Raw genomic sequence first — 18,337 nt, forward strand, 5'->3', positions numbered from 1 at the left:
ATTGATTTATTTTTATCCAGTCCTATTTTATATCTAGGATTGACTCAAGTTGTAAAGAGCGGCTGGCCTTTAGAAAAAAATACTGACATGTTTTGTATTGTTCATTCCATTGAATTTTAGCCTCAGCAACATTGTCGCAACACACAGCACCATCAAAACCAAATCCTTCAGCATAGTCTTTACAGTGTGCGCCAATGAAAAGCGCTTTTTTGAAACCAAGTTTTCTTGAAAATTGTCCAAGTTCCTTATGAAGCTCACAAGCATCGGGGCCTAGTTCTTTCATATCCCCCAACACAATCAAAGCATCTTCAAATGCTACTTGTTCTTTGCTCAATGTTTTAGAAAATGAGTCCAAAGCTTTTTCCATAGACGTTGGATTAGCATTATAAGCATCAAGAAAGATCTTCTTATTGCCATCAATGATCCACTCAGATCTATTGAGCTTAGGCATTTGAAAATTTGAGATTGCCTCTGTCAGTTCAACTCTTCTACTTGGAAAGAGTTGATCAATCAAAAGTGCAGCAGCGACGAGATTTTGAATATTGTATTCTTCTTTTAAGAACTGATTTTCAAAAATCCAATCACCTGACTCACTAGAAACAACGATTTTACCATTAGATAAGATGTACGAATAATCACGACCTAAATCGATACAACCTTCGAATGCTTGAAGTTGCTCTAGTTTTTTATCAAGCGAATTTAAGAGAAATTGATGTCCTTCAAATCCGTTATCTCTTACAAAATTGAAAAGCGCAGATTTCTCTATAAGAATATTATCAATACTTTCGAAGAATTCTAAGTGAGCCTTTCCAATACTTGTAATGATTCCATGATGAGGTTTCGAGAGTTCGCAAAGAGCACCAATTTCACCAGGGTGATTTGTTCCCATCTCTACAATAGCATACTCTTGGGAATCTTCTAAATCTAGTAAAGTAAATGGAACTCCTAGATGGTTATTTAAATTTCCTTTTGTCTTCAAAACTTTCTTTGGAAAAAGATAATCTAAAAGAAAATAAATCATCTCTTTCGTCGTCGTCTTACCGTTAGAGCCGGTAATTCCGATTATGCGTCCGCCTTGCTCAACCCATTCATCTCTTCTGGCGACAGCTAGCTTTTGTAAAAAATCAATTGTGTTTTTTACGACAAGAAATTCAGTTTCTGTATATTGAGACTTTATTTTTTTAAGTTCTTCACTAGAAAGTGAGTCTTTATTTACAATAGCAAAAGGGCAACCTTTATCGAGTACAGAAAAGATAAACTTTGCACCATCAAAACTAGGCCCCTTGATTGCGATAAATGCCATTGCATTTTCAAATTTTCTTGAATCACTGCATAGCTCAAGCTCTTGGGATGGTTGCTTATTATAATGTTCTACGATTTCATTTTGTAGTTCATCTACTAAACGGTTTCTAAACATTATGTCCTCTTTTTATTTTTTCTACGACATCAAAGTCGCTAAAATCAATTTTAGTACCCATAATATCTTGGTACTCTTCATGCCCTTTGCCTGCAATGAGTACAATCGTCTCACCTTCAACAAGATCAAATGCCTTCTTGATGGCTTCCTCTCTTTTAGTCACAAGGTGATAGTTTTTATCTAATCCAGGAATAACATCTTCTATAATTTTCTCTGGGTCTTCAAAACGTGGATTATCTGTTGTTACGATTGTAACATCAGAATACTCACATGCAGCTTTTCCCATCAAGGGTCTCTTTGTTCTGTCTCGATCTCCACCACAACCAAAGACTGTAATTAGTTTTGATTTTGGAAACGCTTCTTTAATTGAAGAGCAAATATTCACTAAGGCATCTGGAGTGTGGGCATAGTCTATAACAAATAAACATTCACCTACTCTATAAGTTGAAAATCTTCCCTTTGGAAGTTTTAACTTTTCTAAATCAAAAGACTCAAAGCCCGTTATCTTTGTTACTAATGTTTTAGCAAGTGAAAGGTTATTATAATTAAAAAGTGGTTTAAAAGACGCTGGCACACTTGAACGATTTAGATCTTTCGCTTCAATATTTTTATATTTTACTTTCTTATTCTTTAATCTTTTCTGTAATTCCTTTTCATGGAAAGGAATATATATTGGTTCGTTCTTTTCCATTAAATCTCTTATGAGAGTTTTAGCCTCAAAATAATCATCAATATCTTTATGATAGTCCAAGTGATCTTGCGAAAAGCTAGTCCAACCCGCAGCGACAATCTTTTGATCATAAAGTCTTTTTTGAACAAGGGCGTGTGAACTTATTTCCATAAAAATGAAGTCATAACTTTCCTGAAAGTGGTGAATTATTTTTCTAAGCTCTAAATATGAAGGTGTCGTTGCATTAGGCGTAGGATAAATCTCTTTATCTTCGTCATAGACACCTAACGTTCCTATAGAGAAAGCTTTCTTGCCTGCCTGTTTAGCAAGTTGAACGGCTAGATTTACAGTTGTCGTTTTACCATTCGTTCCTGTTACACCAACAATTTTTAACTTATTGTGATTAGGGTAAAGAGCATCAGCAATAAGTCGCTGCGATTCAAGAAAGTCGCTTACAATAAGTCGATCTCGTTTTTTATAAATACGAGAATCCCTATTGGTAATGATTATTCCCGGGTTTGCAAATTCAAGTCTTTTAGCGAGAGCAGCCTCGGCCTTTTCATTTTCATGTAGAAAATAAAAGACGATATCTTTATCGCTAGCTTGTTCGATATTGGTTGTTGCACCAGATAACAACTTATTATCATTAAGCTGTTTGGTAACGATGTAGGAGTTTAATATATCTAATAGTTCTATTTTATTCATAACTTGGTGGGGAATAAATTAACTTAACACTCGCATGCTCGTCAATTTGTTCTCCAACCTTAGGTAACTGATCGACTACAACACCAATCCCTCTATGATTTACATCTATTTTGAGTTTGGTTGCGAGACGATTTGCTGATTTCTTGTCTAGTCCAATGAAGTTAGGAACTAAGCCTTGACCAACAATTCTCGTTGATGAATGTTTCACTTTAACTGTATCAAATGCCTTACTATTTCTATAATCGTCATTTACTGCTAGGTTAGAGAACTCTTTATTCTTATAAAGAATGTATTGTGCGACTTTCTTGAAAACTGGACCGGCCACATAACTTCCGTAATAAATTTTTCCGCGCGCAGGCTTATCAACATAAACGTAAATAACAAATGGATTATTTACGCCAACAGGATATCCTAGAAACCCTGGAATATAACCATTGTATCGACCCGAGCTATCACTTCTTTGTGCAGTACTGGTTTTACCTGCAATCGTAAAATAAGGAACCTTCGCTCTTGCTCCTGTTCCATCTTCTACAGCATTAATGAGCATCTTCGTCAGCTCTTTCGCTGTTTTTTCTGAAACTACTCGTTCTTTCTTTATAACTTCAGAAGGCTTACGTTTGAAGATTGTTGGCTTTATATACTGTCCACCATTTGCGATGGCAGAGTAAGCTGCCAGCATCTGAATTCCAGTTGTAGCAACACCTTGACCAAAACTAATATTACTCAGACTCAGAGGTCTCACATTATCTTCATCTGTAAAGATACCTCTTGATTCTGCTGGAATTTCAATATTTGTTTTATCGCCAAATTTAAAGTCTTTTAGAGTCTTTTTGAGCTTAGGATATTTAAGATCAAAGGCAATTTTTGTTGTACCAACATTTGAGCTGTAACGAATAATTTCATCAACACTTAACCATTCGAACTTCTTTTTCGATTCCGCTTCAGAGATGATATGGTCTTCAACTTTTAACTGACCTTTCTCGCAGTAATAATTTGTCTCAGGCTTTGCAATATTATTTTCAAGAGCACTAGCAACAGTGAAGATTTTAAATGTCGATCCCGGTTCAAATGGATCACTTACAAATGGAAGTTTACGCGTATTTGAAGGGTACTTTCCTGGTTCATTTGGATCAAAAGTAGGGTAGTTGGCCATGGCCAGAATCTCTCCTGTGTGAGCATTCATCACACCAATTCCACCACGAAAGGCCTCAGCTTTTTCAACTGCCTCTTTAATCGATTTCTCAGCGATTGCTTGAATATCTTTATCAATTGAAAGAACGATATCCTGAGCTCTATCTCCTATTTCGGTACTTTCGTAACGAACAGGGCGTCCCTTTCTATCGATAATATATTTCATGATCTTCGGCTCACCACGTAGTTGAGTATCGAATTCGTATTCCACACCAGAGAGTCCTACGTTATCGACACCAACAAAACCTAAGCCTTGGGCGAAAAGTTCGTGGTTAGGATAAAACCTTTTTGGAACAGCTTCTAGGTATATTCCATTAAGATCTTTTATCTTAGTTACTTGCTCTTCAGAGAGAGTTAGTTTTCTTCCAAGCCAAGTAAATCTTTTTCTATCAGACACCCTATCCAAGATTTCTTTGTAACTCATATCGGGGAGGATACGAGCTAGTTTCTTGAACTCAGCTTTTGGATTTTTAATATTTTTAGGAATTGTAAACAATGAATAAGTTTGAATGTTGATCGCTAGAGGATTTCCATTTCTGTCATAGATATTTCCGCGCTTAGGATAAACCTTTCTTTCACGAAAGAACTGTCTTTTAGCACGAGAAATTAACTTCTCTTTATCCAGAACTTGAACTTTAAATGCTTTTCCCGCAACAACAGCAAAAGCTAGGACAAATCCTGCAAAAACAAAATGGACAATCTTCTTATCTTTATTCATAGGCCTACGGTATTACTATAATTTGATGTTGCTTAGGCTCGCTTAGATTATACTTTCTTGCCATTTTTGTTAGGCTTTTAATCGAAAGCAATCTTGCTTTTTGTGCCTTGAGCTCTTTGCCCTCGACAACAACTTTCTCAATATCTTTGTTTAAACTCGTAATCTTATAGTTGAGCTCAACACCTTTCATTCTAAAGAGTACAAAAAGAATTCCAATAATAGAAATCGTCAGAACAATAGGAAGTCCCTGAGAACTTAGAAAGATTTTTTTAAGCTGCTCCTTAACCTTTAATCCAATGGTAGATTCAGCTTTTGATTTAGATTTAGACTTAGCTTTTCTCTTAGTCTGGGCCATATTCACTCCTTGAACTTGGCTTTATCTTAATTATCGTTTGTTAAATGCGCGTATTTATTTTTACTTTTTTTGCTTTCAACACGTTCTAGTACTCTTAGTTTAGCACTTCTTGAACGAGAATTCTCTAAAATTTCCTGATCAGAGGGAAGAACTGGTTTTTTCGTAATTATTTCGCACGGCGTTTCACCCTTTGCCATGGCCTTGAATTTAACTTTCGCGATACGGTCTTCTAAAGAATGAAAACTAATAACAGCAACTCGCCCACCAACTTTTAAAAGAGGCAATACCTGATCTAACAACTCAGTTAATACATCAAGCTCGGCGTTAACCTCAATTCTCAAAGCTTGGAAACACTTTGTAGCAGGGTTAATACGGCCGTGTCTCATTTTCTTAGGGTAGCAATGAAAAATCAGATTTTCTAATTCTTTTGTAGTACGAATAGGAGACTGTAATCTCGTCTCAACTATTTTCTCAGCGATTCTTTGTGAAAATTTCTCTTCACCATAATCTCTAAATATTCTTACAAGATCAGTTAACGAATACTGATTAACAATATCAGCCGCTGTTTTAATATCATCATTATCGACATCCATTCTCATATCAAGTGGAGCATCTTCTCTAAAAGAGAACCCTCGTTCACCTTTATCAAAATGATGACTTGAAACACCTAGATCCATTAAGACTCCATCAAGTCCACCCTTATCTAAGATATCTTGTCTATTCTCTCTAATGTAAGTTGGGAAATGACGAAAGTTTGAATCAACTAATTCAATACGATCTTCAGCGTTACTATTCTTTATTCTTTCTCTACCGTTAGATAGAGCATCAGGGTCTTGATCAAAACAAACGAGCTTATTTTTTTCATTTTGCTCGAACAATGCGAAAGTATGACCGCCACCGCCAAAAGTTAAGTCGGCATAAAAGAATTCACTTTGTTCAGAAGTTTGATTCTCTGTTAAAAAATCAATGCATTCTTTCTTTAAAACGGAGTAGTGTTCTGTGTAAGTCATTATCTAGTTAAAACCTCAACCCATTTTTTCTGCTCTTCAGTCATAGCTTCAACAGGTGTCATAATTGCATTCTTGTTTTCTTTAATCACTTCAATTGGTCTTGCATATAAATCAGGAAGAACTCTCTTCAATAGTTCTTGTGCTGTCGAATTATTCTTATGCATAACTTTCATGATTTCTTCTACAGTACAATGTTCTTCTTTCCAACAGTCATAGTCCGTAACCATCGCAACAGTTGCATAAGAAATTCCTGCTTCTTTTGCTAAGTATGATTCAGGAACATTTGTCATACCAATTACATTTGCACCAAAACTTCTATAAATTGCAGATTCTGCTTTAGAAGAAAATTGAGGTCCTTCAATACAAATATAGCTACCACCTTTGTGGTATTCAACATCAATTTGTTCACAGTGTTCTGCAAGGCGAGATTGTAAATTTAAACAAATTGGTTCAGCAGTTGAAACGTGTGCAACAACTCCATTTCCAAAAAAAGATCTCTCTCTCTTTCCTTTTGTCCAATCAATGAATTGATCAGGAAGAACAAAGTGAGTTGGAGCATGTTCTTCTTTTAATGAACCTACCGCTGATACAGATACAATAACATCAACGCCCAAAGACTTAAGTGCAAATATATTAGCTCTATAATTTACTTCATGAGGAAGTACGCTATGTGTTCTTCCATGTCTTGGAAGGAAGAAGAATGTCTTACCGTCGGCCTGCGCTTCCAAGACTTTATCGCTTGGTTTACCAAATGGCGTTTCTACTTCATGTTCTTTAACAATATTAAACCCATCTAGTTTATAAACACCACTACCACCAATAACGCCAACTAATGACATGCCAAGACCCCTTTGTTTGACGACACATAATATCAATGCAACAATTTTACATCTACCATCTCTTTTTTAAAAGAGAGTTTATAAAATCTTTGAACTATGAATGCTCACGTAAAAGACAGATTTAGCAACAAACTTTCATCCCTTAAACTGGCCTTTGATCAACACACGGCTAGAAAGGATCGCTATAAGAAAATTTTAGCGAAAGCTGCTCACACGTCTTCACATGAAATTCTAGAATCTGTTTTTGATTTAAAAAATGGAATCTCTCCAACAGATTTATTAAATATAGGGAAACAGCTAACGAATGCTGGTACTTGGATAGGGCACTCTTATTTAAGATATCTCATTTCTCATGCGAACTTCAAACATGATGGAAACAAACCTTCAAGATCTGAAGAAGAAGAGGTCATTCTCGATCATCTTATAAATAATATACCCCTTAATGAGAGATACTCACACTCTGAGATATTCAAGACTATATATAATGAAAGAGAATTCCAACATTACTACCCGAACTATAAATCTCCTCTTAGAATTCCAAAAACTAATATAACGATGGTATTAATTTCGGGAGTTTTTAACGAAATATTTTCAACAGCGGCCTTTGAAAGAGGTGCAGCTCATATGAGTGAAAACCTTGGAGTTAAGTATTTCGCTGCTGATGTTCACGGTTCAAAAGATAGTGATCACAATAGTGAATTAATTAAAGAGCAATTGGATCAATATATTTTAGAAAATCCTAATGAGAAGCTTTGGCTTTTTTGTTTTTCTAAAGGTGGTGTAGATAGTTTAAGGTTTTTGAATCGATATTCAGATTTTGCCAATCGCCATGTAGTTGGATTCTCCGCTGTTGCGAGTCCTATTCTTGGTTCAGACCATATAAATAATAAGCTCATCTCTACGATTAGTAAGATTCATGAACTCAAGGATTCAAAAATCTATCACCTCATTAACGAAAGAGGTGGGATTCTTGCAAAGGCCTTTCAAGACTCACTTTCTTCAACACATCAAAGAGTGTGGTTTCGAAAGAATCATAAGACCCTGCCTAAAAATCCTTTCTACTCAGCAGTTGCCTTTGAAGCAAGCTGGTATGAAAGTCATTTATGGATGATGCTAACGAAAATAATTTTTAAGAGTGCAAAGTCTAATGATGGAATAGTTGATGCTGAAAATGCTTTATTTCCAAGCTATTTTAATGGACTAAATTTAGGAATTTTAAAAGGGCACCATTTGGTAGGAACGAGATCGAGCTTCTATTGCCAAGAAGCTCTATTGGAATCTCATATTATCATTTTTAAGTATCTAGGGCTTCTCGACTAGTTAAGTCCACCCTTCAAATTCATAAGAACTAATTTAGAAATACTCTTAAGTGTTTCAAAGACGCCTTCACCAGTTACAGCACTTGCTTCGAACTCAGGAAAGTCCCACTTATTGATTTTAGTTCTCAAATCTTCAATTGAAGCAACGTTTGGAAGATCTCTCTTATTCCATTGTAAAACCACAGGAACTTTTTCAATTTCATAACCTTGTTCAATTAAATTTTTCTCAAGTCCTCTAAGACTTTCAAGGTTTGCTTCCATTCTTTCTACTTGAGAATCTGCAACAAACACAATTCCATCAACACCTCTAAGAATAAGCTTCCTTGAAGCTTCATAGAACACTTGCCCAGGAACTGTATAGAGATGAAATCTTGTTTTAAAACCTCTGATTTCTCCAAGATCTAAAGGTAGAAAATCAAAGAATAGAGTTCTTTCATTTTCTGTATTTAAAGTAATCATTTTACCTTTAGAATCACCACTTGTTTTCTGATAAACATATTGAATATTAGTCGTCTTACCACCAAGACCTGGTCCGTAATAAACGATCTTACAATTCACTTCTTTTGTGTTGTAATTTACAAAAGACATCTTAGCTCCCTTTAGTTACCAAAAGAAAATAGGTTATCCATTTCATCATCTGTGATGTCTTCAAATAGATAATCTTCTTTTAGAGACTCTTCCTCACCATTAAAAACTTCATCCAAGAAAAGTTCTAATTCATTGCGAATAATTCTTAGCTTAGACTTCATGGCCCCAGGATTAACCATATTCCTATAGATAATTCCCAATTGATATTCATCTCCCTTATGCATAACAGGTAGAAGATAAATACCGCGAGAAGAAGTATCAAAACTCAGTCTAAATATATCGGATTCATCATCGGCAGGAAGAAAGTCAACGAGACTTCTCGCCGCTTGCCACACTCCACTTACGAGTGCGCCAATAGAGTCTTTTTCGATATCATCAGAAAAAGATGATTGAGAATAGAGAGGAACTCCATCTCTTCTTGCAAAGATTATAGCAAAGTCATCTAACCAATCTAACTGAACAACATTTTCAAAATAATCCTCAATCGAGGATAAGAACTGATCCTTGTTCAAAATGTGACTCCTTTCACATTAGAGTTTTTTTCTGTTTTCCAAAGCTTTAGTAATGGTCATTGCATCTAAATGCTCTAATGATCCACCCATTGGAATACCGAATCCAATACGATCTACAACAACATCATCAGGAAGAACTTGTCTTAAATAAGAGCAAGTTGCATCCCCTTCAACAGATGGGTTAACTGCTAGAATGATCGTTTTAATGGACTCATCTAAAACTCTTTTTACAAATCCATCTATATCTAATTCTTCTGGTCCAATCCCTAGTAGAGGGTTTAGCACTCCACCAAGAATATGATATTTTCCATCAAATTGCCCACTTCTCTCGATTGCAAGTAGGTCACTAACGGACTCAACAACACAGACAATTTCAGATTCCATACGCCCAGAGTTTGAACAAACAGAGCAAAGCTTTTCATCTGAAAACATTCCGCATTTTTCACACTTAAGAATTTCATTCAATCCCTGTAGTGCCTTTGCAAAGTCTTCAATCTCGTTAGAGTTCCATTTCGTAAGAAAAAGCACTTGTCTCAGTGCTGTCTTCTGACCGACTCCCGGAATCTTTGAGAATTGATCAACTAAATTATTAAGTCCGCTAGGTAATTCCAAAATACGATCCTAGAAAAGACCTGGGATATTTAATCCACCAGTAACTTTCGACATTGCATTAGAAACCATATCTTGAGATTCTTTAACAGCTTGATTAACGGCTGTTTGAACGAGTTCTTCTAGAGTCTCAATATCAGTTGGATCAACACATTCCTTATCTAATTTAAGTTCGATAATTTCTTGTTTACCATTGATTTTGATTTTAACCATTCCTCCACCAGAAGAAACATCAAGCTCTCTACTCTCAAGTTCTTTTTGAAGTGTAGAAATCTTTTGCTGCATAACTTGTGCTTGTTTCATTAGGTGATTCATATTCTTGGCCATAATAATCTCCGCTTTTATTTATTTTTATTTCTTATCAACAATTACTTTATCTACTTTAGCACTAAAAATATCTTGAGCATTTTGAATGATAGGATCATTTAAAATCTCATCTCTTTTATTATCGTGCACTTTTTGTTCTTCTTCCTCTTTAATAGCTGCTCTTGAAATGAAATTTGCCTCATCAGCTTTTTCATCATCAAGCAGTGTTATTGAAAGATGAACATCGTCGCATCCAAAATATTTTTTTAAGTTATCAACAAGTTTCTTTTGTGACTCATCTTCAATCATATAATCGTAGAAGACCTTGCCATCAACAGAATAAGCAAAATCAACTGATACTTGTAGCTCTGTCACATTGATAGGTGTTACAAGGTTTCCTTGCTCAAGATTAGACGCAGCAGCAGGTGAAATTTTTGCTAAAGACTTTAAAAATCCTTCCCAAGATTTTTCACCACTTTCCAACACGACTTCTTCAACTGGAGCCACAACTGGTTGATCAACTTGAATTTCTTCTGTTGATTCTTCTTCCATCGCCTCTTGAATTTTATGACGAATATCAATACTTGGTGTTGCTTCCTGCTCAGTGACTTCCTCAACAGGAGAAGGTTCTTGCTCTTTAACTACATTATTCTCAGTAGAAGGATTCACGTCTGAGACCTCAACTTGAGGTGTACTTTCAATGGCCTCATCAGTTGATAGTGTTTCTTGCTTTTCAACAGGTGAATTATTTAGAGTTTTTTTTTGAGAGTCAGCTGTTGCTACTTGACCACTCAATGTCGCTCCTTCAGTAAAAAAAGATCTTCTCAAAGAGATCTTCTTAACAACTATCTGTAACGATTTAGGCGGTAATAAAGAATCAAGAATCCAATTTGCATCCTTAGCAAGAGATTCATACACCCATAGAGCTTCTGCTTGTGAAATTCCTTCAGGGAGTTGATGATCTTTAATTTGATCAAAGAGCTTAGAAAGAATTGAAGATAAAATATTTTTAGTACTTATATTTTCTGAAATAAACTTTTCTACCAGATCACATGCTTGTTGGTCTTGACCAGCAAACATATTGTTTATCAAAGTAAGAACCGCGCTTGTCTTAGCGATACCAAGGGCCATCGCGACAACTTCTTCGCTAACGACCTTGTCTTCACTAAAACTTAAAACTTGATCCACTAAAGAAAGTGTATCTCTAAACGAGCCATTACCTTGGATACAAATAGTTTGAATAAGTTCATCATTTTCAAATTGAATGCCTTCTTTTTCGGCAATCTTTTTCACATGTCCTACTAAGTCTATAAGTGTTGCATTTCTAAAATCGAAACGCTGACAACGAGACAAAACTGTTCCGAGTAATTTTTCGGGTTCAGTAGTCGCTAAGATAAAAACAGCATGCTTAGGTGGTTCTTCCAACGTTTTTAAAAGTGCATTGAACGCACTCGTTGAAAGCATGTGAACCTCATCAATGATATAAACTTTATATTCACCAACAGTAGGCAGGTATTGAACGTTACTAATTAAATCTCTAATGTCATCTACTGAGTTATTTGAAGCACCGTCAATCTCAATGACGTTCATTGAAGATTGAGAATCAAAATCTAAGCAAGAATTACAAGTTCCGCATGGATTAGAATCTTCCTGTCTCTGCTCACATCTTAAGGCCTTGGCAAAAATACGAGCAATTGTCGTCTTACCAATCCCTCTTGTTCCAGTAAGAATATATGCATGTCCAATCTGATTTCTTTTAAGAGCGTTTTGAAGTGACTTAGCAATATGAGATTGCCCTACAACTTCTTCAAATTTCTTTGGACGCCATTTTCTTGCAAGAACTTGATATGACATGTTATTTCCCTAAATATAATGAACTGAGATCAAATTTCTAATGATTTTAACTTATTGAATACGAGTTTGATAGGATTTTTAAAGGAATAAGCGGCAGCCGATCCAACAACACAATACCTCTACGGCTACCGTTGCTTCGTTCCCGACCTGGCGGAGTTCACCAAGAAAGCACTTGTTGCGGATCGACTACCGAGGCTGATATTAGAGTCTCTATGACTTTGTGTCAACACGTCATCAGTAGTACGTATATAATACTATAGAGCACTTTCTCTAATCAGATAACTATCTAAAATTAATCATCTTTCTCACTCTTTGTACTTTCTCTCTCTGTAATGATCATAACTCCCTTACGGTGAAGAAGAAGAGCGAAGGCCCACTGCACAAAAACCATGAAGCGATTCCTGAAGTTAATCAAGAAGAGTACGTGGACAATTGACCAGCTAAGCCATGCAAAAAGTCCGGCCATTTTTAGTCCATGAAAATCCATCACGGCCTTAAACTTTCCGATTGTGGCCATACTTCCTTTGTCCAAATATCTAAATGGCTCTCTCTTAAAATCAATAATATTCTTGGCCACATGGCGACCTTGTTGACTTGCAACTGGAGCGAGTGAGGGAAGTACTTGTTCATGTTTCCCAACAAAGTGAGCCGCATCACCAAGGATATAGATATTCGGATACTCTTTTAGTGAAAGATCTTTATTAACTATTGCACGTCCCATTCGATCAATTTCAACATTAAGGCCTTCAATAAGAGGTGATACTCTATTTCCCGCTGCCCAAATAACATTATTCGAATTTATTCTAATCTTCTCATCACCTTTACTCAAAATGACATGATCACTTTCAATATCGCTGACAAAGTGATTTGCAAGTACAATCACTCCGAGTTGCTCTAGTAGCTCTTTAGCCTGCCTCGATAGCTCCCCCTTATAGGCAGGTAGAACGTGATCTCCACCTTCAACAAGATAGATTTTTGTTTTACTTGGATCAAAGTGCCTAAAGTCTTTAAGTAGCACATCATAAGCGATTTCAGCAAAAGCTCCTGCAAGCTCCACACCCGTTGGACCTGCGCCAACAATAACGAAATTTAACTCGTCTCTTCTTTCTAATTCACATTGTTCAAATGACTTTAAAATTCTATTTCTAATTGTCAGTGCATCTTCTAGTGTTTTCAGTCCAGGAGCAAAGTTCTTCCACTTTGTTTTACCAAAGTAAGAAGGCCTTGCACCTGGTGCGAGGATTAAATGGTCGTAGCCTAAAACTTTATTCGATCGGCAAATAACTTTGTTATTCTCTTTATCGATTGAAGTTACCTCATCAAGTATTACTCTGATATTTTTTGCATCAGAAAGAATTTCTCTTATTGGTGCAGAAATATCGGCCGGAGAGAGAGCAGCTGAAGCGACTTGATAGAGTAGAGGTTGAAACAAGTGATGATTTTTCTTATCGATTAAGACAACTTCAAAATTTGTATTTGAAAATTGTTTTGCCGCTGCAATACCAGCAAAACCACCACCTACGATCACGACTTTGTTTACCATGATATCTCCTCTGATACATTAATCTTACTTTACGGTCATTTTGAAATTGAAACAATAAGTCAGATTTGCAATACTTAATTACAGATATGGAAATAATAGAAAAAACATCATTTGATCGTATTTATGCCTTTCAAATCGCTCTAACAGTCTTAAAAGAGGGCTCTTTTATTTCGGCAGCTAAGAGGCTAGGAGTTTCTGCTCCGAATATTACTCGCGAAATTCAAAAGTTAGAGGATTATTTAGGAGTTAAGATCTTTAAGAGAACAACGCGTTCTTTAAGCCTTACGGCCGAGGGAAAAGTTGCCATCGATAAGGCGAGGATCATTTTAAATGAACTCCATGATCTAGAAGATCATGTTCAAGGCTCTAAGATTGTACACCGTGGTTCACTTCGAATTACAGCTCCAACAACTCTAGGCCAAAGTATACTCTCTGATATATTCGCTGATTATCAAATTGATCACCCCTATATCGACATTGACTTACGACTAACCGATCGCATTCTCGATCCTATTGAACAAGATATTGACCTCAGTATTCGAACAGCCTATCAACTTAACGATTCAAGTCTCTATGTAAAAAAACTAGGAAAGCTCCCAAGAGTAATCGTTGCTTCTCCTCGCTATCTGGATAAATTCAAAGAACCTCGAAGCTTAGAGTCACTTTCAAAGCACAACTGTCTTCACTATATGCGCGGATCATCTCCATTCATTTGGACTTTTTCTAAGAAAGGAAAAACTAGTCACATTCACGTACAAGGAACATATAAATCTAACAACCTTCCAAGCTTAATTAGGGCCTCGGAAATGGGAGTGGGTATTCTCAATATCCCACGTTACCTCGTTGAAAAACAAATCAAGGAAGGTAAGCTGAAGATTCTTTTTAAGTCTTGGCACCTAGAAGGACACAACATCTTTTTGCTCTCTAGCAAGAAACCGTCTACGAGCAAGAGGCTCTCTAGCTTGATTGAATTTATTGAAAAGAAGTTGGAGAATGTTGTTAAGTGATGGCGGAGAATACTAAAAGCGCAAGCTTTTAGTCCCATTAGCCAAACGTCAGAGCTGGCGTATCTGATAGAATTTGTATTTTCTTGTTTGAAATTTGTATTTTCTTGTTTGAATAAAAATGGCGGAGAACACTAAAAGCGAAAGCTTTTAGTCCCATTTGCCAAACGTCAGAGCTGGCGTATCAGGTAATCTTTGTAGCATCTTTTCTGAAAATAAAATGGCGGAGAACAGGAGATTCGAACTCCCGAAACCTTTCGGTTTACACGCTTTCCAAGCGTGCGCCTTCGACCACTCGGCCAATTCTCCGTTAATGAATTTATACTTTTTCGATCCTCATATCATTGCTGCTGTATTGTTACTCCGTAACAAACAAATCTCGAAACAATTCTCCGCAGATAACAGAGAAATTTTAAGCAATAGAATCTGCCTTGTCTACTTCTGAGAATTCTTATGCTTGTACTTATTTCTCTTTGCTTTAAAAAATGTAGAGAGGATTTCAGAACATTTAAAATGTTCAATTCCACCGACAACACTAAAGTTATGATTTAAACGCTGATCTTTATATAGATTATAATTTAAACTGAGGGCTCCGCCTTTGGCATCATAGGCACCAAAAACAACTTTGCTAACTCGCGCTTGCACCATTGCACTTAGACACATTGGGCAGGGCTCTAGTGTGACAAAGAGAGTGCATCCGCTAAGTCTCCAGTCCCCTTGTTTTTGGCAAGCTTTCTTTATCGCGAGTATTTCTGCATGTCCGCATGGATCATTTACTTTTTCTTTTACATTATGTGCAACTGCGAGAACTTCTCCATCACCTGTTGTGACAACTGCCCCTATAGGGACTTCATCTTCTCGAAATGCTTTTTCAGCTTCTTCGAGGGCCGTAGTCATATGCCACTTGTATTCGGAAAAATTCAATTCAATACATCCTTAGAAAACTTCTGCTGCCTAACCAGTCTCTTCTTACTGTGCCATTCTTTAAGGAGCTTGTCATATTCAACACTGCGTTCACTAAGATTTTCATATATTTTTAGCCCGTACATGTAAGGCCTTCCAATCGAGTAACTTCTTTTACTTACAATCTCGCAATTAAAAGAAATCTCTTCACTTGCTGTTTCGTAGACAATTTTTACTTTCTCTCCAAGTGTAAAGCTCTTAAAACTTTGAATACCTAGAGCAGAGCGCCTTAGATCGACAATACGTGATTCAAATCTCTCACCTTCAAACTCAACATCCATCTTCAAGTCTGTACGATATCTAAAATCATATTCCCACCAGCTCACCATTGGATAATAAATAGGCGAGTATAGGACATACATTTGAACACTGATAAAAATGAGTGCAAGCAAGTGAATATAAACTAAATTGTAATGGGAAAGAATAAAGATTGATTCATAGAGCCCATACAATAGGTATACAACCAAGAAACCGCTCATTGTCCAATAAGTATAGTAATAGCGCTTGAGGGTTTTCCAAGTGAAGTTAAAATAAAAAACTAAGATTACAATCTTAGTCATATTTAAAATGAGGTTATTGTAGATAAAGGCCTTAGTAAAAAGAGCAAGGGCAAGCAATGCAAAGACGGCCCAGAATAAGATCTTAATACGGTCATTATCTTGTCTTAAATTAATTTTCTCTAGAAATTGGATCATAAGATGATTTTATCTGATTAAGCTAAATCTTGGAAGTACTGAGAATCTATTCCCTGAAGACCTATAAAAAGAGCATCAAATAACTCGTGTTTCTTGACTGGCTTAGACAGATATTCATTGCAACCGGCCACAAAGCACTTTTCTTTCTCTGATGCAATTGCGTGAGCGGTGAGGGCAATTATGTGACAAGGTGTTCGAGACTTCTCGACTTCGAGCTTTCTAATTAATCTAGTCGCATCATATCCATTCATAACAGGCATCTGAACATCCATAACAACTACATCATAAGCTTTTACGTTGAACATATCAGCGGCCTGTTTTCCATTATAAGCATAGTCTACATTGAACTTATAAGGCTTAAAGTAGAGCTTCAATAAGTTAATATTATCCTCAGAGTCATCAACGATTAGAATATTAGCATCAGTAATGTTTTTAAGTTTTTCCAATCCATTAATTTCTTCTTCCTTTACTTCTTGTCTAATGATGATTTCATCGAGTTCAAGATCAAAATAAAACTTGGATCCAACATTTTGTTTCGACTCGACTTCTATTCGTGAGCCCATCAAAGCGAGAACTTTCTGACAAAAGCTCAAACCAAGACCGGTTCCACCGTACTTAACTGAAATAGAGGAGTCTTGTTGTGTAAAAGGAGTGAATATTCTCGATAAATATTCTTCTTTAATACCAACTCCAGAATCTACGACTTGGAAACGATATTTATCTTCATTTACTTTTAAAAGGCTGATTTTAACCTCACCTTCTTCTGTAAACTTAACAGCATTACTAATCAGATTAACGATAATTTGTTTAATATGAAGATCACTACCTTCTAATAACTCTGGTACATTTTTATCGACAAAGAAATGAACACTAATTCCTTTTCTCTTGGCCTTAAGTTTAAAGAGATCAACAGCTTCATAAATCATTTCACGAGGATTGAAAATCTGTTCATGAAGTTCAAATTCTCCCGCTTCAATTTTACTAACATCAAGAACTTTATTTACGATATCGAGAAGATTATTTCCCGCGCGATTAATACTCTCAACGAGCTTCCTTTGATCACTATTAATATTGCACTCTTCAAGAATCTCTGTCGTACCAATTATCGTATTCAAGGGCGTTCTAATTTCATGGCTCATCACTGATAAAAATTGTGACTTTTCTTTTTCAGAATCCAGTGCCTTATTTCTTTCATCGACTAAACTTTTTTCTGTCTTCTTTAAGTTCACATAGAGTTTTTCGATTGATGAAATAAGATGATCAAGACCATTTCCTTTCACTTTTTTAAAGGCCTTAATATGATTTTTTCCTTGAGTAATCAAATCAATGGCGCCAATAGTTTTCGATAGTGGGTTAAATATATATAAGAAAGAGTAGAATAAAATTAGACCTGCACAAATTATGTAACTTCCAAAAAGTACGATGACATACACAAAGGAACTAGAAACAACTGTTCGAAGCTCTAAAGTAGTACTGTTAAGAATCGTTTGAATTTCTGATTTAAAATATCCTATATTTCTAGCAAGAATCGTCTTACTTACTTCCACTTCTTTTAAAAGATTTAATTTCTCTTTTTGATCCCTTTCTAAAAGAACTTCATTCAATGTGAAGTTAATTTTACTTTCTAAGTCTAAAAATGATTCCTCAAGTGTTAAAAGTGAAAGCATCGCAAACTCTTTGCTTTCTTTATTGATATTAGCTTTATCAACAATATCCTTCGCCCTTAAAAAGTTTTGCTTAACAAGAAGATTATTTATTTCAATTTTTTTTACATAGGCACGTGGCAATTGGCTTTTATCATTGAGCTGAATTTCTGTACTAAACTTTGTTAAGATTCTCTCATTGTCATTGAAAGTCGAAACAATACTATCGATCTCATTAGCGAGAGGAATTTCTTGTTCAGTAATAACTGTAATTTTAGAATTAACTTCATTAATTTCTTTGAAAACTACAAGGGAAATGCCAATAAAGACAATTCCCCCTATAGCTAGAGTGATGAAAAAGCGTAAATTGAATTTGTTCCAATTCTTAAACATTTG

At 35.9% G+C, this 18,337-nt stretch carries 17 protein-coding genes, 1 tRNA gene and 1 other RNA gene; 2 read left to right on the forward strand and 17 right to left on the reverse strand.

Features of this window, described 5'->3' with window-relative positions:
- Positions 1-22: 22 nt before the first annotated feature.
- From HBN50_RS16230 to mtnP, 6 genes are read right to left on the reverse strand one after another with little or no spacing between them, the layout of a single operon-like run.
- Positions 23-1,417 carry a UDP-N-acetylmuramoyl-tripeptide--D-alanyl-D-alanine ligase gene (locus HBN50_RS16230; protein WP_273871784.1) on the reverse strand — a complete coding sequence of 465 codons (1,395 nt, stop codon included), beginning with the start codon at positions 1,415-1,417 and terminating at the stop codon, positions 23-25.
- Positions 1,410-2,792 carry a Mur ligase family protein gene (locus HBN50_RS16235; protein ID WP_273871786.1) on the reverse strand — a complete coding sequence of 461 codons (1,383 nt, stop codon included), beginning with the start codon at positions 2,790-2,792 and terminating at the stop codon, positions 1,410-1,412. Before HBN50_RS16235 ends, HBN50_RS16230 begins: the two co-directional genes overlap by 8 nt.
- A complete protein-coding gene (locus tag HBN50_RS16240; RefSeq protein WP_273871788.1) occupies positions 2,785-4,701 on the reverse strand; it encodes a penicillin-binding transpeptidase domain-containing protein in 1,917 nt (638 codons plus the stop codon). Before HBN50_RS16240 ends, HBN50_RS16235 begins: the two co-directional genes overlap by 8 nt.
- Positions 4,702-4,705: 4 nt before the next feature.
- Complete coding sequence (locus HBN50_RS16245; RefSeq protein ID WP_273871790.1) at positions 4,706-5,056, reverse strand: hypothetical protein; 351 nt, start codon at positions 5,054-5,056, stop codon at positions 4,706-4,708.
- Between the two features lie 26 nt (positions 5,057-5,082).
- Entirely contained in the window at positions 5,083-6,066 is a 984-nt protein-coding gene (gene rsmH / locus HBN50_RS16250) for a 16S rRNA (cytosine(1402)-N(4))-methyltransferase RsmH (protein WP_273871792.1), read from the reverse strand.
- Complete coding sequence (gene mtnP / locus HBN50_RS16255; protein WP_273871793.1) at positions 6,066-6,905, reverse strand: S-methyl-5'-thioadenosine phosphorylase; 840 nt, start codon at positions 6,903-6,905, stop codon at positions 6,066-6,068. Before mtnP ends, rsmH begins: the two co-directional genes overlap by 1 nt.
- A 96-nt stretch (positions 6,906-7,001) precedes the next feature.
- On the opposite strand from mtnP, the gene HBN50_RS16260 reads away from it, so the two are divergent.
- The gene (locus HBN50_RS16260; protein ID WP_273871794.1) at positions 7,002-8,225 is read left to right on the forward strand and encodes a hypothetical protein; all 1,224 of its coding nucleotides are present in this window, start codon (positions 7,002-7,004) and stop codon (positions 8,223-8,225) included.
- On the opposite strand, the gene HBN50_RS16265 is transcribed toward HBN50_RS16260, so the two are convergent.
- The 7 genes from HBN50_RS16265 to HBN50_RS16295 all read right to left on the reverse strand — a co-directional run bounded on the left by HBN50_RS16265 (position 8,222) and on the right by HBN50_RS16295 (position 13,636).
- Positions 8,222-8,812 carry a GTP-binding protein gene (locus tag HBN50_RS16265; RefSeq protein ID WP_273871795.1) on the reverse strand — a complete coding sequence of 197 codons (591 nt, stop codon included), beginning with the start codon at positions 8,810-8,812 and terminating at the stop codon, positions 8,222-8,224. The two genes, HBN50_RS16260 and HBN50_RS16265, sit on opposite strands and share 4 nt — an antisense overlap.
- Positions 8,813-8,823: 11 nt before the next feature.
- A complete protein-coding gene (locus tag HBN50_RS16270; RefSeq protein ID WP_273871797.1) occupies positions 8,824-9,324 on the reverse strand; it encodes a hypothetical protein in 501 nt (166 codons plus the stop codon).
- Between the two features lie 18 nt (positions 9,325-9,342).
- Positions 9,343-9,936 carry a recombination mediator RecR gene (recR, locus tag HBN50_RS16275; RefSeq protein WP_273871800.1) on the reverse strand — a complete coding sequence of 198 codons (594 nt, stop codon included), beginning with the start codon at positions 9,934-9,936 and terminating at the stop codon, positions 9,343-9,345.
- A gap of 9 nt (positions 9,937-9,945) precedes the next feature.
- The gene (locus HBN50_RS16280; RefSeq protein ID WP_273871801.1) at positions 9,946-10,260 is read right to left on the reverse strand and encodes a YbaB/EbfC family nucleoid-associated protein; all 315 of its coding nucleotides are present in this window, start codon (positions 10,258-10,260) and stop codon (positions 9,946-9,948) included.
- Positions 10,261-10,284: 24 nt separating this feature from the next.
- Positions 10,285-12,093, reverse strand: a complete 1,809-nt coding sequence (gene dnaX / locus HBN50_RS16285; RefSeq protein ID WP_273871802.1) for a DNA polymerase III subunit gamma/tau — start codon at positions 12,091-12,093, stop codon at positions 10,285-10,287.
- Positions 12,094-12,185: 92 nt separating this feature from the next.
- An RNA gene (gene ffs, locus HBN50_RS16290) (signal recognition particle sRNA small type) lies at positions 12,186-12,281 on the reverse strand.
- 104 nt (positions 12,282-12,385) lie between these two features.
- On the reverse strand, positions 12,386-13,636 hold the full coding sequence (locus tag HBN50_RS16295; protein WP_273871804.1) for an NAD(P)/FAD-dependent oxidoreductase: 1,251 nt from the start codon (positions 13,634-13,636) through the stop codon (positions 12,386-12,388).
- A gap of 86 nt (positions 13,637-13,722) precedes the next feature.
- Between HBN50_RS16295 and HBN50_RS16300 the strand changes: the two genes are divergently transcribed.
- Positions 13,723-14,643: a LysR family transcriptional regulator gene (locus tag HBN50_RS16300; protein ID WP_273871807.1), complete on the forward strand. Its 921-nt coding sequence runs from the start codon at positions 13,723-13,725 to the stop codon at positions 14,641-14,643.
- 218 nt (positions 14,644-14,861) lie between these two features.
- On the opposite strand, the gene HBN50_RS16305 is transcribed toward HBN50_RS16300, so the two are convergent.
- From HBN50_RS16305 to HBN50_RS16320, 4 genes are all read right to left on the reverse strand, one after another.
- Positions 14,862-14,949, reverse strand: a tRNA-Ser gene (locus tag HBN50_RS16305).
- 126 nt (positions 14,950-15,075) lie between these two features.
- The gene (locus HBN50_RS16310; protein WP_273871808.1) at positions 15,076-15,564 is read right to left on the reverse strand and encodes a nucleoside deaminase; all 489 of its coding nucleotides are present in this window, start codon (positions 15,562-15,564) and stop codon (positions 15,076-15,078) included.
- On the reverse strand, positions 15,561-16,298 hold the full coding sequence (locus tag HBN50_RS16315; protein ID WP_273871810.1) for a PilZ domain-containing protein: 738 nt from the start codon (positions 16,296-16,298) through the stop codon (positions 15,561-15,563). Before HBN50_RS16315 ends, HBN50_RS16310 begins: the two co-directional genes overlap by 4 nt.
- A gap of 17 nt (positions 16,299-16,315) precedes the next feature.
- On the reverse strand, positions 16,316-18,334 hold the full coding sequence (locus HBN50_RS16320) for a hybrid sensor histidine kinase/response regulator (RefSeq protein WP_273871812.1): 2,019 nt from the start codon (positions 18,332-18,334) through the stop codon (positions 16,316-16,318).
- Positions 18,335-18,337: the final 3 nt, after the last annotated feature.

This window comes from Halobacteriovorax sp. GB3 (genome assembly GCF_028649655.1).
Taxonomy (GTDB): domain Bacteria; phylum Bdellovibrionota; class Bacteriovoracia; order Bacteriovoracales; family Bacteriovoracaceae; genus BSW11-IV.

What these genes read in the sequence shown, in the direction of transcription:
- HBN50_RS16230 (WP_273871784.1), bottom strand. Translation starts at nt 1,417, where the DNA reads ATGTTTAGAAACCGTTTAGTAGATGAACTACAAAATGAAATCGTAGAA.
- HBN50_RS16235 (WP_273871786.1), bottom strand. Translation starts at nt 2,792, where the DNA reads ATGAATAAAATAGAACTATTAGATATATTAAACTCCTACATCGTTACC.
- HBN50_RS16240 (WP_273871788.1), bottom strand. Translation starts at nt 4,701, where the DNA reads ATGAATAAAGATAAGAAGATTGTCCATTTTGTTTTTGCAGGATTTGTC.
- HBN50_RS16245 (WP_273871790.1), bottom strand. Translation starts at nt 5,056, where the DNA reads ATGGCCCAGACTAAGAGAAAAGCTAAGTCTAAATCTAAATCAAAAGCT.
- rsmH (WP_273871792.1), bottom strand. Translation starts at nt 6,066, where the DNA reads ATGACTTACACAGAACACTACTCCGTTTTAAAGAAAGAATGCATTGAT.
- mtnP (WP_273871793.1), bottom strand. Translation starts at nt 6,905, where the DNA reads ATGTCATTAGTTGGCGTTATTGGTGGTAGTGGTGTTTATAAACTAGAT.
- HBN50_RS16260 (WP_273871794.1), top strand. Translation starts at nt 7,002, where the DNA reads ATGAATGCTCACGTAAAAGACAGATTTAGCAACAAACTTTCATCCCTT.
- HBN50_RS16265 (WP_273871795.1), bottom strand. Translation starts at nt 8,812, where the DNA reads ATGTCTTTTGTAAATTACAACACAAAAGAAGTGAATTGTAAGATCGTT.
- HBN50_RS16280 (WP_273871801.1), bottom strand. Translation starts at nt 10,260, where the DNA reads ATGGCCAAGAATATGAATCACCTAATGAAACAAGCACAAGTTATGCAG.
- dnaX (WP_273871802.1), bottom strand. Translation starts at nt 12,093, where the DNA reads ATGTCATATCAAGTTCTTGCAAGAAAATGGCGTCCAAAGAAATTTGAA.
- HBN50_RS16295 (WP_273871804.1), bottom strand. Translation starts at nt 13,636, where the DNA reads ATGGTAAACAAAGTCGTGATCGTAGGTGGTGGTTTTGCTGGTATTGCA.
- HBN50_RS16300 (WP_273871807.1), top strand. Translation starts at nt 13,723, where the DNA reads ATGGAAATAATAGAAAAAACATCATTTGATCGTATTTATGCCTTTCAA.
- HBN50_RS16315 (WP_273871810.1), bottom strand. Translation starts at nt 16,298, where the DNA reads ATGATCCAATTTCTAGAGAAAATTAATTTAAGACAAGATAATGACCGT.
- HBN50_RS16320 (WP_273871812.1), bottom strand. Translation starts at nt 18,334, where the DNA reads ATGTTTAAGAATTGGAACAAATTCAATTTACGCTTTTTCATCACTCTA.